The 12,613-nt window shown below is 44.3% G+C and carries 11 protein-coding genes; 5 read left to right on the top strand and 6 right to left on the bottom strand.

All coding sequences use genetic code 11. The features are described from left to right. Together R7Q39_RS16535 and R7Q39_RS16530 are read left to right on the top strand one after the other, a co-directional pair. A partial coding sequence (locus R7Q39_RS16535; RefSeq protein ID WP_318076460.1) for a flagellin occupies positions 1-858 on the top strand: 858 nt, incomplete at its 5' end. 116 nt (positions 859-974) lie between these two features. Further along, on the top strand, positions 975-2,099 hold the full coding sequence (locus R7Q39_RS16530; protein WP_054730132.1) for a flagellin: 1,125 nt from the start codon (positions 975-977) through the stop codon (positions 2,097-2,099). A 96-nt stretch (positions 2,100-2,195) separates the two neighbouring features. Here the strand turns inward: R7Q39_RS16530 and crr are convergent, their stop codons facing one another. The 5 genes from crr to cysZ all read right to left on the bottom strand — a co-directional run bounded on the left by crr (position 2,196) and on the right by cysZ (position 7,126). Next, positions 2,196-2,705: a PTS glucose transporter subunit IIA gene (gene crr, locus R7Q39_RS16525; protein WP_005382041.1), complete on the bottom strand. Its 510-nt coding sequence runs from the start codon at positions 2,703-2,705 to the stop codon at positions 2,196-2,198. Between the two features lie 121 nt (positions 2,706-2,826). Next, complete coding sequence (gene ptsI, locus R7Q39_RS16520) at positions 2,827-4,551, bottom strand: phosphoenolpyruvate-protein phosphotransferase PtsI (RefSeq protein WP_005389298.1); 1,725 nt, start codon at positions 4,549-4,551, stop codon at positions 2,827-2,829. 140 nt (positions 4,552-4,691) lie between these two features. Beyond that, positions 4,692-4,949 carry an HPr family phosphocarrier protein gene (locus R7Q39_RS16515; RefSeq protein ID WP_005382043.1) on the bottom strand — a complete coding sequence of 86 codons (258 nt, stop codon included), beginning with the start codon at positions 4,947-4,949 and terminating at the stop codon, positions 4,692-4,694. 300 nt (positions 4,950-5,249) lie between these two features. Beyond that, positions 5,250-6,218, bottom strand: a complete 969-nt coding sequence (gene cysK / locus R7Q39_RS16510; protein ID WP_005382045.1) for a cysteine synthase A — start codon at positions 6,216-6,218, stop codon at positions 5,250-5,252. A gap of 164 nt (positions 6,219-6,382) precedes the next feature. Beyond that, positions 6,383-7,126: a sulfate transporter CysZ gene (cysZ, locus tag R7Q39_RS16505; RefSeq protein WP_318076459.1), complete on the bottom strand. Its 744-nt coding sequence runs from the start codon at positions 7,124-7,126 to the stop codon at positions 6,383-6,385. A 251-nt stretch (positions 7,127-7,377) separates the two neighbouring features. On the opposite strand from cysZ, the gene zipA reads away from it, so the two are divergent. The 3 genes from zipA (at position 7,378) to R7Q39_RS16490 (ending at position 12,357) form a co-directional block, all read left to right on the top strand. Then, a complete protein-coding gene (gene zipA, locus R7Q39_RS16500) occupies positions 7,378-8,334 on the top strand; it encodes a cell division protein ZipA (RefSeq protein ID WP_318076458.1) in 957 nt (318 codons plus the stop codon). Between the two features lie 90 nt (positions 8,335-8,424). Further along, positions 8,425-10,437, top strand: coding sequence for an NAD-dependent DNA ligase LigA (gene ligA, locus R7Q39_RS16495; RefSeq protein ID WP_017819968.1), 2,013 nt, complete (start codon positions 8,425-8,427; stop codon positions 10,435-10,437). Between the two features lie 510 nt (positions 10,438-10,947). After that, the gene (locus R7Q39_RS16490) at positions 10,948-12,357 is read left to right on the top strand and encodes a hypothetical protein (RefSeq protein WP_005382055.1); all 1,410 of its coding nucleotides are present in this window, start codon (positions 10,948-10,950) and stop codon (positions 12,355-12,357) included. 40 nt (positions 12,358-12,397) lie between these two features. Here R7Q39_RS16490 and R7Q39_RS16485 read toward each other — a convergent pair whose 3' ends face one another. Next, positions 12,398-12,580 carry a hypothetical protein gene (locus tag R7Q39_RS16485; protein ID WP_318076457.1) on the bottom strand — a complete coding sequence of 61 codons (183 nt, stop codon included), beginning with the start codon at positions 12,578-12,580 and terminating at the stop codon, positions 12,398-12,400. Positions 12,581-12,613 lie beyond the last annotated feature (33 nt).

The following is a 12,613-nucleotide window of genomic DNA, read 5'->3' as shown; positions in this document are numbered from 1 at the left end:
CGTGACTTGTCTCTGCAATCAGCAAACGGTTCAAACTCGAAAGCAGAACGTGTTGCGATTCAAGAAGAAGTGACCGCACTCAACGACGAACTAAACCGCATCGCAGAAACAACCTCTTTCGGTGGTAACAAGCTGCTAAACGGTACCCACGGCGCGAAATCGTTCCAAATCGGTGCGGATAACGGCGAAGCGGTAATGCTTGAGCTAAAAGACATGCGCTCAGACAACAAAATGATGGGCGGTGTAAGCTACCAAGCAGAAAGCGGTAAAGGTAAAGATTGGAACGTTGCCCAAGGCAAGAATGACCTAAAAATCAACCTAACGGACAGCTACGGCCAAGAGCAAGAAATCAACATCAGCGCAAAAGCGGGTGACGATATCGAAGAGCTTGCGACTTACATTAACGGCCAAACTGACCTAGTGAAAGCATCAGTAGACCAAGATGGTAAACTGCAAATCTTCGCTGGCAACAACAAAGTTGAGGGCGAGGTCGAGTTTTCAGGCGGTCTATCTGGTGAACTAGGTCTGGGCGAAGGCAAAAAAGTAACGGTAGATACTATCGACGTAACCTCAGTTGGTGGCGCACAAGAATCTGTTGCTATCATCGATGCGGCACTGAAATACGTAGATAGCCACCGCGCAGAGCTGGGTGCTTTCCAGAACCGTTTCAACCACGCAATCAGCAACTTGGACAACATTAACGAGAACGTGAATGCGTCGAAGAGCCGTATCAAAGATACAGATTTCGCGAAAGAAACGACGGCAATGACCAAATCACAAATTTTATCGCAAGCGTCAAGCTCAATTCTAGCGCAAGCGAAACAAGCGCCTAACTCAGCGCTAAGTCTGCTAGGTTAATCAATTTAACAAAGCAAGAAACCAAAGCCAGGCTCATCCCTGGCTTTTTGCTTATTGGCTATAACGATTCAGATGTGTCCTGACAGTATGTTCGATAAGGCATTCATATCGATTAGATGATCTCTTTAAATTCCAATGTTTCTGCGATGGTGGCGCAGAGACACCTGAGTCAAGCAGCTGCGCAAAATGTTGAGTCACAACGCAACCTAACTTCGGGGTTTCGAATCAACTCGGCGAGCGATGATGCGGCAGGTTTACAGATATCGAATACTCTCCATGTACAAACGAGAGGGCTTGATGTCGCCTTAAGAAATGCACACGACGCTTTTTCTGTTGCTCAAACAGCGGAGGGAGCATTGCACGAAAGCAGTGACATATTGCAACGCTTACGCTCTCTGGGGCTTCAAGCAGCAAACGGCAGTTATGACTCAAGTGATCGGCAAAGTATTCAATATGAGGTCGTAGCGCTGCAAGATGAGGTTGATCGTGTCGCGATCACGACAACATTTGCGGATAAAAACCTGTTTGATGGATCTTACGGTTCACAAAGTTTCCATATTGGCGCGAACGCTAATTCAATCTCTTTGACGTTACGTAACATGCGTAGCCATATCCCAGAGATGGGAGGGCAGCATTATGTTGGTGATGCGGTCGATAAAGATTGGCGAGTCACTAAAGATAACCAAACTCTCAAAGTCGAATACCAAGACAGTAAAGGGCAAACCCAAACGGAATCCATTGGACTCAAATTGGGTGACCGTATAGAACAGGTCGCCACTTACATCAATACTCAACAATCGATAGTGAATGCTTCAGTAACGGAAAACAACGAACTGCAATTCTTCGCTTCTACGATGAAGGCGCCAGAGGGTGTGGTTCTCGAAGGGAGTTTAGCGGATGAGCTTGATGTGAGCGCTGGTCAATTAGTCACAATGGATGACATTGATATGTCGACGGCAGGTAAGGCTCAGCTTTCAGTTGGGGTGATTGATGCAGCAATTAAGTACGTTGATTCGCACCGAAGTGAAATTGGCAGCTTTCAGAACCGTGTAAACGGCTCGATGGATAACTTAAATACTGTGAATCGGAGTGTTACAGAGTCCAAGAGTCGAATAAGAGATACAGACTTCGCAAGAGAATCTACGGAAATGGTGCGTTCTCAAGTCCTCCAAGATGCGACAACAGCATTATTGGCTCAGGCAAAGCAAAGGCCGAGTTCGGCACTTGGATTACTTAGCTGAGCGGGTTTCATTGATGTAAGTCGATCAGAAAAAAATTTCAGGGAATAAAAAACGCTGCCAATGGCAGCGTTTTTTTCGTGTTCGATTAAGTAAAAATTACTTAGTTACACGTAGAACTGGAGTTTCACCAACAGTTACAGAACCAGAAAGCTTGTTTAGCTCTTTGATTTCGTCCATGTTAGAGATAACAACTGGAGTTAGCGTTGACTTCGCTTTCTCTTCTAGAAGAGCTAGATCGAATTCAATTACAGTGTCGCCAGCTTTAACAGTTTGACCTTCTTCAGCGATACGCGTGAAGCCTTCGCCTTTTAGTTCAACTGTGTCGATACCGAAGTGAACGAAAAGCTCAACACCGTCGTCAGACTCGATAGAGAACGCGTGGTTAGTTTCGAAGATCTTACCGATAGTACCGTTTACAGGAGCTACCATTTTGTTGCCTGCTGGCTTGATAGCAATACCGTCACCAACGATTTTCTCAGCGAAAACAACATCTGGCACGTCTTCGATGTTTACAATCTCACCAGAAAGTGGCGCGATGATTTCGATAGCACCAGCGTCAGCGCTGTCATCAGATACAAGCTTCTTAAGTTTGTCAAACAGACCCATTGTGTCATGCTCCTAAGGTTTGGTTTTATTCTGTCGAATTATAGTATACCAATATAGCTCATTAGACGACTTTTTTCGCCGTCTAATGGCCATTAAGTATTGAATTACTTGGTACTACCGATTACTGAGCTTTCTCAGCAATAAACTTTTCTACCACGGCTTCGATTTCTTCTGCTGTCGGTAGAGAAAGGGCTTCTTCAGCCATTGCTTTCACTTCTGCGAAGTTAGAGTTACGAACTACTTTCTTCACTTTAGGGATAGAGATACCGCTCATTGAGAACTCGTCCAGACCCATACCTAGAAGTAGAAGTGTTGCACGCTCGTCACCTGCAAGTTCACCACACATACCAGTCCATTTACCTTCTGCGTGAGAAGCGTCGATAACTTGCTTGATCACAGTAAGTACAGCAGGTGATAGTGGGTTGTATAGGTGAGAAATCATCTCGTTACCACGGTCAACCGCTAGTGTGTACTGAGTTAGGTCGTTTGTACCGATAGAGAAGAAAGACACTTCCTTCGCTAAGTGGTGTGCGATCGCAGCAGCAGCAGGAGTTTCAACCATAACACCGATTTCGATGTTTTCGTCGAACGCGTGGCCTTCAGCGCGTAGCTCTTCTTTGTACTCTTCGATCGCTTTCTTAAGCTCACGGATTTCTTCGACAGAGATGATCATTGGGAACATGATACGCAGTTTGCCGTGTGCAGAAGCACGTAGAATGCCACGTAGCTGATCACGAAGGATTTCACGACGATCCAGACTGATACGTACAGCGCGCCAACCTAGGAATGGGTTCATCTCTTTTGGAAGATCCATGTATGGGAGATCTTTATCGCCGCCGATATCCATAGTACGGATGATCACAGCTTGACCGTTCATTGCTTCCGCAACTTCTTTGTACGCTTGGTACTGTTCTTCTTCAGTTGGTAGCGCAGTACGGTCCATAAATAGGAATTCAGTACGGTACAGACCAACACCTTCACCGCCGTTACGAAGGATACCGTCACAGTCTTTCACTGTACCGATGTTACCGCAAACTTCTACACGGTGACCGTCAGTCGTTTCTGCGTGTAGGTCTTTCAGTTTCGCTAGCTCTTCTTTTTCAGCTAGGAATGCTGCTTTAACCGCTTTCGCTTCTTCTAGCTCAGCTTCTGATGGGTTAACAACAATCTTGTTGTTCATTGCGTCAAGAATCAGCATGTCGCCATTCTTAACTTTCTTCGTGATGTCGTTAGTACCAACGATAGCTGGAAGCTCAAGTGAGCGAGCCATGATTGAAGTGTGAGAAGTACGACCGCCGATATCACAAGCAAAACCAAGCACGTAGTCTAGGTTGATTTGTGCAGTTTCAGATGGCGTTAGGTCGTAAGCAACAAGAATTACTTCTTCGTTGATATCGCTAAGCGAAACAATGTTGATGCCTAGTGCGTTCTTAACAAAACGAGAACCGATATCGCGGATGTCAGTTGCACGCTCTTTTAAGTATTCGTCGTCTAGAGACTCAAGAGCACATGCTTGCTCTTCGATCACTGAGTGGATAGCGTGATCAGCAGTCATTTTGTCGTTTTTGATAAGTGCTAGGATTTCCTCTTCTAGCTCTTCGTCTTCAAGAAGCATGATGTGACCTTCAAAGATCGCTTCTTTTTCTTCGCCAAACGTTTCAAGCGCTTTTTGCTTGATAGTTTCTAGCTGAGCTGCAGATTTGTTACGAGCGTCAAAGAAACGCTGAACTTCAGCTTCTACTTGATCGTCAGAAATAGTGTTTGTGTTTAGGACAATTTCATCTTCTTGAAGTAGTAGTGCTTTACCGATTGCAATACCAGGAGATGCTAGGATGCCTGAAATCATAGCCTTACCTTAAGTTTGGTCAACTTTATAAAACGGGAGAATAATGGGTGCGCTAACGAATAGTTTTAGCTTAGTTTTGAGCCTATTTCCAACGAAGCCATTTTGCTTTCACAAAATGGCTTCTGGAGTAGGAGACCGGATTAGTGTAGTTGGTCCATTAGAGCAACTAGGTGGTCAACTGCTTGCTGAGCTTGTGGGCCTTCAGCAGAAATAGTAACTTGAGTACCTTTTACTAGGCCTAGTGTTTGTAGTTTGAACAGGCTCTTAGCGCTAGCGCTTTTACCGTTAGAAGTCACAGTGATGTCTGCGTCGAATGCTTTTGCTTCTTTAACAAACTGTGCAGCTGGACGAGTGTGAAGGCCGTTTTCTGCTGTGATTTCTACTTGCTTCTCGTACATGTGATATACCCCAATAAATGTATTTTTTTGTTAGTTTGTGACCAGATTTTAGCTTAACTGCTTTACATCTTGTGCGCTAGCACGGGAAGAGTTCAAAGCGCGTCAGTTCTGATACTAGTCAAAAGTTTGGTAACTACGCAACTGTTTGCGTGCGTAATCACTTTGAAACCTTTTTGTGTTCTGCTTCTTTATTTTGAAGCTAGAAATAAAACACCCTGATATTACCAAAGGTAGGGCAGGGATCAACAAAAAAGCCCCTAAACGGGGCTTTTTTAAACTAAAAATTGATTTGAACACATATTATTGTTGGTTCTCTTTTTCGGTAAAGATACCTGCAAAGAGTGCTGTACTTAGGTAACGCTCACCGGAACTTGGCAAGACAGTTACAATTGTTTTTCCTTCAAATTCAGGTAGTTCCGCAAGTCGGTTCGCTGCAACAACCGCTGCGCCAGATGAGATACCAGCTAGGATACCTTCCTCTTCCATTAGGCGACGAGCCATCTCAATCGCTTCTTCTGAGGTAACTTGCTCAACACGGTCAATAATGTCTAAATCGAGGTTACCAGGGATGAAACCAGCACCGATACCTTGAATTTTGTGTGGGGCAGGTTGGATTTCTTCGCCAGCAAGTGCTTGTGCAATAACCGGAGACTCTGCTGGCTCAACTGCAACAGAAGTGATGGCTTTGCCTTTTTCACCTTTGATGTAACGGCTAGTACCTGTAATAGTACCGCCCGTACCAACACCAGCAACGAATACGTCGATTTCACCGTCTGTCGCTTCCCAAATCTCAGGGCCCGTAGTCTTTTCGTGGATTTCTGGGTTCGCTGGGTTGTCAAATTGTTGAAGAAGTAGGTACTTCTCAGGGTTGCTTGCTACGATTTCTTCTGCTTTAGCAATCGCCCCTTTCATGCCTTTCGCCGCTTCAGTCAGCTCAAGGTTCGCGCCTAGTGCTTTTAGTAGCTTACGGCGTTCTAGGCTCATTGATTCAGGCATGGTCAATGTTAGCTTGTAACCGCGAGCAGCCGCTACGAATGCTAGAGCAACACCTGTGTTACCACTGGTAGGTTCTACAAGCTCTACACCTGGCTTAAGAAGCCCCGCTTTCTCTGCTTCCCAAATCATGTTTGCACCGATACGGCACTTAACACTGAAGCTAGGGTTACGCGCTTCAATTTTCGCGAGAACTTTGCCTTTACTTACTTTGTTTAGACGAACGAGAGGTGTATTACCAATAGTAAGAGAGTTATCTTCGTAGATTTTGCTCATAGTGATGTTCCTTCATTACACGTTGTGTGAATATGGATAGAAGAATATGCGGTATGAAAAAAAGGGAAAAGGATTAAAAAGTTATATCTTATTAGGTTGGCCCAGAACTTGATAAAAGAAAAGGGAAAAGCTGGCGCTGATCCCTTTCCTTAATCTCTAATCGACTATCGTTGGTGCTTAAACTCCGCGACCCACATAGCGGTTGCACCACATATTGCTACAGGCATGACAATGAGGTTCAAAATTGGGATCGTCGTAAATACAGACACCAATACCCCAAAGCCATAGGCCTTACCTTGCTTTTGTTTCAATTTGTAACGCATGTCGTTAAATGGGATTTTGTGGTTATCAAACGGGTAGTCACAATATTGAATCGCGAGCATCCAGGCGGTAAAGATAAACCATAAAAATGGGCCTACTGTTTGTCCAAGGGCAGGGATGAGCAATAACAGGAATAGGCCTATTGCTTTAGGTAAAATGTAAAGGAGCTTTCTCCACTCACGAGCTAAAACGCGAGGAACATCTTTCAGGACGGCAGTGAAACCATCATCATTTACTTTTTGTCCCGTTAAGTACTCTTCCACTTTTTCAGCCAAGAGGCCATTGAATGGCGCGGCGATAAAGTTCGCGAGCGTGCTGAAAAAATAGGAGAAGGTAGCGAGTATCGTCAGAGCGAGTAAAGGCCAAAGAGTGTAAGTTAACCAGGATAAAAACTCAGGCAGCTGCCCAATCCAGCCTTCTATCCATATATTAAGGTTTGAAAATAGATAGAAGATGGCACCACCTACAAGCAAGATATTTGCAAGTAGAGGTAAGATGACAAAGCGCCTGATTTTAGGGGCAAGTGCCAATTGTATCCCGTATAGAAAATAACCGAACCCGGTTCTCTGCTGATTGTTTTGCTTCATGTCTATTTTGGCTTCGTGTAAATGAAAACTCATTGTACCTGTGAGGACTTTTCTTTCAATGCCCTGACAAATGACGTCTTGTTAAGTGGAATCGTGGCAAGAATCACAACAAAAAACGGAACTTCTTGCATTAAGTTGTTCTAAATCTACATATAGTTTTGGTAAAGTAAACGTATCATTCAGATTTATTGCACTTGGGTTGCTGCTCAAGGAACTGCGAGTAGTAAAAACAAGTATATTGAGAGTAAATAATGCAGGAATTGCGATTCGTACTCATTGTTGTTGGCGCATTAGCCATCGCGGCATTACTGTTTCATGGTTTATGGAGCAGTAAAAAAGAAGGCAAAGCAAAGTTTGGTAACAAGCCACTTGGTAAGCTGGATGTTGACCAAGAAGACAAAAATGATCTTGTTGAAAAAGAACGAGACTTCGCTCCCGCTCCTGAAGATGACTTTGAGATCATTCGCAAAGATCGCAAAGAACCAGATTTTGGGATGGCGAGCTCTTTCGACAACAAGTTTGAATCTGACCCGTTATTCGGTGGTCCATCTGAAGTCAAACAGACGCAGCAGGAGCCGGATGACATCCCTTCATTTGTTGCAGAAAAAGATAAAGAAGAGGACGTTGAGCCTGTTGTTCAAGCAACAGTAGCTGAAGAGCCATTCCAGCCTGCTGTGGAAGAAGACGTTATTCCCGCCGCGTTTGATATTACGAAGAAAGAACAGCAAGTCGAAACGGTTAGTGAGCCTGTCGTTGCAGAGCCTAAGGAAGAGCCAAAGCCAGAACCTGAAATGCAAGTGATTGTATTGAATGTGCACTGTGCTGGTGAAGAGCCATTTGTTGGTACTGCTTTATTTGAGAGTATGCAACAAAACGGCTTAATTTATGGCGAGATGGATATTTTCCACCGTCATGTCGACTTGTCCGGTAACGGCAAAGTGCTGTTTAGCGTCGCCAATATGATGCACCCTGGTACGTTTGAGCATGCTGATCCTGCTGAGTTTACAACGAAGGGTATTTCATTCTTCATGACATTGCCTTGTTATGGCGAGGCTGAACAGAACTTCAACTTAATGCTTCGAACTGCGCAGCAAATTGCTGATGACTTAGGTGGTAACGTACTTGATGACCAGCGCAACTTAATGACGCCAGATCGTTTAGCATCTTATCGACGTCAAATAGTTGAGTTTACTGCCGCTAACGCATAATCTTAACAGCAAATAATAATAGGGCTCCGGATGGAGCCCTTTTTCTTGGATTTCCCAACCTCACCGATTGAAAATACACGGGGCTTTACTATGTCTGAATCAGTACTTCAGCGACTAGAAGAACTAAAAGAGTCGTTGCATTACCACGCTGTGCGTTACTACGTGGAAGATAACCCAGAGATCCCTGATGCCGAGTACGACCGTTTAATGCGAGAGTTACTGGATATTGAAGCTGAGAACCCTGACTTAATAACCGTAGACTCGCCAAGCCAACGTGTCGGTGGACAACCTCTTTCTGCGTTTAGCCAAGTGACACATGAAGTACCGATGCTTTCGCTTGATAACGCGTTTGATGATAGTGAACTTGATAGTTTCCACAAGCGCGCACAAGAGCGCGTGGGCAGCCAGAGTGTGAAAGAATACTGTTGTGAGCCTAAATTGGATGGACTCGCCGTAAGTTTGTTATATGAGAATGGCGTGTTAGTTCAGGCGGCCACTCGAGGCGATGGTACTACGGGTGAAAACATCACAGAGAATGTGCGTACGATTAAAGCTATTCCTTTAAAACTCAGGGGTAATGACTGGCCAAATCGTCTTGAAGTTCGTGGTGAAGTCTTTATGCCGAAAGCTGGGTTTGAAAAGCTCAATGAATTAGCAAGGAAGAAAGGCGAGAAAATCTTTGTGAATCCACGTAACGCTGCGGCAGGTAGCTTACGACAATTGGATTCACGTATTACGGCTTCTCGTCCGCTTAGCTTCTATGCATACAGTGTAGGCGTGGTGCAAGGCGCAGAATTGGCAGCAAGTCATTACGAACGCTTTTTGCAAATCAAATCTTGGGGACTGCCGATGTGCCCGGAAACTAAGCGAGTTGAAAGCTTGGCGGATGTAAAAGCTTACTACCAAGATATATTGCAGCGTCGTGATGCCCTCCCTTATGAGATCGATGGTGTCGTTATTAAAATTGACGATATTGCCGTGCAAGAGCGTCTGGGGTTTGTTGCTCGCGCTCCACGTTGGGCGATTGCCTACAAATTCCCAGCACAGGAAGAAATGACGACACTGAATGAAGTGGAGTTCCAAGTCGGTCGCACTGGTGCGATTACACCTGTTGCTAAACTAGAGCCTGTATTTGTTGGCGGGGTAACGGTAAGTAATGCGACGCTTCATAACGCAGATGAGATAGAACGTCTGCAGGTCAAGATTGGTGATCACGTTGTGATCCGCCGTGCTGGCGATGTTATTCCGCAAGTCGTATCTGTCATCAAAGAGCGTCGACCAGAAACAGCTCGAGATATTGTTTTCCCAACTCAGTGTCCTGTTTGTGGTTCGCATGTTGAGCGGATCGAAGGAGAAGCGGTAACACGTTGTATGGGGGGCTTAGTTTGCCAAGCCCAACGCAAACAAGCGCTAAAACACTTTGTTTCTCGTAAAGCGTTAGACGTTGACGGTTTAGGCGATAAAGTGATCGAGCAGCTTGTTGATCGTGAGATGGTGAAAACTCCTGCTGACTTATTTAAGTTATCAGCGGGGATTTTAACCGTACTAGATCGCATGGGGCCAAAGTCTGCGCAGAATATTGTGAATGCGTTAGAAAAATCCAAAGAGACAACGTTACCTCGGTTTTTGTATTCACTGGGGATCCGTGAAGTTGGCGAGGCAACCGCAGCAAACTTAGCAATGCACTTTAAAACGTTGGGAGCGATCCAAAATGCTACCGAAGAGCAGTTGATTGAAGTGCAAGACATCGGTGCTGTGGTTGCTCAACATATTACGACTTTCTTTAGTGAAGAACAGAACCAAGCGGTGGTTAAAGATTTGCTTGAACAAGGAATTCATTGGCCAGAGATTAATACTACTGAGCAGGTGGGGGAATTACCATTAGAAGGTAAAACAGTAGTATTAACGGGAACACTTTCTCAACTGGGGCGTACAGAAGCCAAAGAAGCCCTCCAAGCACTGGGGGCTAAAGTGACGGGTAGTGTTTCTAAGAAAACCGATATTTTGTTTGCTGGTGAAAATGCAGGTTCGAAGCTCGCAAAGGCACAAGAACTGGGTATCGAAATTAAAACAGAACAAGACTTACTCGAACTGATGAATTAAGTCTTCTCAAAAAAGCTAAAAAATAACTAAAAGCCCCGTATGGTAAGCATGTGGGGCTTTTTCTTGTTCATAATTAAGTGTTTTTTTATTGAGTAATTGATGCCTTTGTTCTTTTCAGTGATCAAGATCGAACCTTGGGTTATTGGTTTTTTTGGCTTTTTTAGTCTGCGAGTGACTTCAAGTTGATACTTTTAAGTTTAATTTAAGTGTTTGATTTTAAATAATAATTTATTGTGTTGTGTTGATGTTGTTAAAAATAAGATCTGGATCAATAAGTTATATGGAACTTTGGAGTGGCTCATATTTTTTTAGAAAAAAAATAAGTTCCATTTGGATGTTTTTAGCTGCGAAGTTAGTCTTAATCACGTGGATACACGGTGTGTATGCAGGAACTAAAAAAAGCCAAATTAGAAATAATGAGGTTTGATCAGGAATTTACTTCTCTCCTTCGGCGGCCAACTAAAGGTGAGATAGAAAAATACAGCTATATCCATTTTTAGGAGTTTTTCCATGGACAAATTTTTTAAGGTTTCAGCGTTAACCGCAGCAATGTTTGGTGTTGTTGCTGTCGCTCCAGCTACAGCGTCTACTGAAAGTGCAGCAGGTGGCGAGTACGTAGAGAAAGTGAACGAATTTATGCAAGACTCAAGTCTGAATGCATTATTCATAGTTGATACTCGTTCACGAACTCGTACAACAGGTAAGCCCGGCGGTGAAAATGGTGACCGTTGGAGTCGTCTAAACTACTCTTCTTACAACGCAATTTTAGACTTCACTTCTGGCTACCACGATGGTTGGGTGGGCGCAGATGTTGCGGCTTACTACTCTGGCGATCTTTACAACGATAGTCTTTACAATTCAAACGAAGGCTACCTATGTAACGAAATCTCAACTTGTAACAACCTAGACTGGGGTGCAGGTGATGGTCAGCAGCTTAAAGTTTACAAAGCAGCGCTGAAATTCAAAGCAAACGAAAACTTTAATGCTCGTTTCGGTATGTTACAGGCTGGTGGTAACGGTACAATCGGTAACGTTTGGAGCTTTGTACCTGGTACTTACCGTGGTTTCGAACTGAACGCTAAACTTGGTGATTTCAACCTAAGCTACTTTGGCGCAGACCAATTTACAGCACCTTGGCTGCTTCACGAAGATGATTACGCACCAGCGCTTTGGTCTGACACGTCATGGAGCTACCTACACTCTCTAGGTCTAAATGGTAACCTAACTGACAGCCTGTTTATGCAACTTGGTTTGGGTCAAGCTACTGGCGTTCAATATGCAAATGGTGTTGACTGGGGTGCAGGTCAAGTAACTAGCTACCACAACGAAACTGACAACACTTCTTACAAGGCTTACTTGAAGTACACTGTTAGTGACCGTACAACTCTAGCATTTGATTTCTACGGTGTTGACGATGATGTGAAATACGATGGTCTAGGTTTCCACACTGGTCTATCTTTGAATCAATCTTTCGGCAAGCTAGCTTGGATGTCTGAGTTGCGCTACACAGACACAGATAACCGTGCGGACTTCGTTCCTCGTACTATTCATACATATGGTATGAACAATGGTACTTGGTCTCAGTGGTGGGACGCGCTATCTGACTGGAACAAAGCGGGTGAGCTAGCATGGTACAACCGTCTATCTTACAACCAAGGTAACGGCTGGAACTACTACCTAGGCTTTGGTTACGGTACTGGCGCTGACTCTGCAGCAAGCGGAGCATCAGGTGACTGGGATTACGAAAGCGAATACGCAGTTAACGCAACAGTATCTTACTCACTACAAAGTGGCGCGCTTAAAGGTTCTACCATTCGTTTACACGGTACAATCCTAGAACGTGATGAGTACGCAGGTGCTGGCGATGCGGATGAAACAGACTTACGTCTACAAGTTCTTATCCCTTACAGCTTCCACTAATACTTAGTGAAATGATAAAAGGAGCCGCTAGGCTCCTTTTCTATTTCACTTCTCGGCCGTCGTATATTTTGCAATATAACGGTGGCAACATATGTACCTTACCGTTTGGCAACTCACACTTTATCTCTGGGCCTATCGTACGACCACCGGATGCACCATTAGCATGAGTGGTTAACGGAATTATGGCAAAAGATATTACTAATAGACCAGATAAAAATCTCATAATCATCACCTCAATATAAACTTTAAATATCTA

Source organism: Vibrio sp. 947 (genome assembly GCF_033339115.1).
In the GTDB taxonomy this organism is placed as follows: Bacteria; Pseudomonadota; Gammaproteobacteria; order Enterobacterales; family Vibrionaceae; genus Vibrio; species Vibrio alginolyticus.
This window is presented reverse-complemented; position numbering and strand designations above follow the sequence as displayed.

Excerpts from the sequence above, each read along its gene's own strand:
- R7Q39_RS16530 (WP_054730132.1), top strand. The coding sequence starts at position 975 with ATGATCTCTTTAAATTCCAATGTTTCTGCGATGGTGGCGCAGAGACAC.
- crr (WP_005382041.1), bottom strand. The coding sequence starts at position 2,705 with ATGGGTCTGTTTGACAAACTTAAGAAGCTTGTATCTGATGACAGCGCT.
- ptsI (WP_005389298.1), bottom strand. The coding sequence starts at position 4,551 with ATGATTTCAGGCATCCTAGCATCTCCTGGTATTGCAATCGGTAAAGCA.
- R7Q39_RS16515 (WP_005382043.1), bottom strand. The coding sequence starts at position 4,949 with ATGTACGAGAAGCAAGTAGAAATCACAGCAGAAAACGGCCTTCACACT.
- cysK (WP_005382045.1), bottom strand. The coding sequence starts at position 6,218 with ATGAGCAAAATCTACGAAGATAACTCTCTTACTATTGGTAATACACCT.
- cysZ (WP_318076459.1), bottom strand. The coding sequence starts at position 7,126 with ATGAAGCAAAACAATCAGCAGAGAACCGGGTTCGGTTATTTTCTATAC.
- zipA (WP_318076458.1), top strand. The coding sequence starts at position 7,378 with ATGCAGGAATTGCGATTCGTACTCATTGTTGTTGGCGCATTAGCCATC.
- ligA (WP_017819968.1), top strand. The coding sequence starts at position 8,425 with ATGTCTGAATCAGTACTTCAGCGACTAGAAGAACTAAAAGAGTCGTTG.
- R7Q39_RS16490 (WP_005382055.1), top strand. The coding sequence starts at position 10,948 with ATGGACAAATTTTTTAAGGTTTCAGCGTTAACCGCAGCAATGTTTGGT.
- R7Q39_RS16485 (WP_318076457.1), bottom strand. The coding sequence starts at position 12,580 with ATGAGATTTTTATCTGGTCTATTAGTAATATCTTTTGCCATAATTCCG.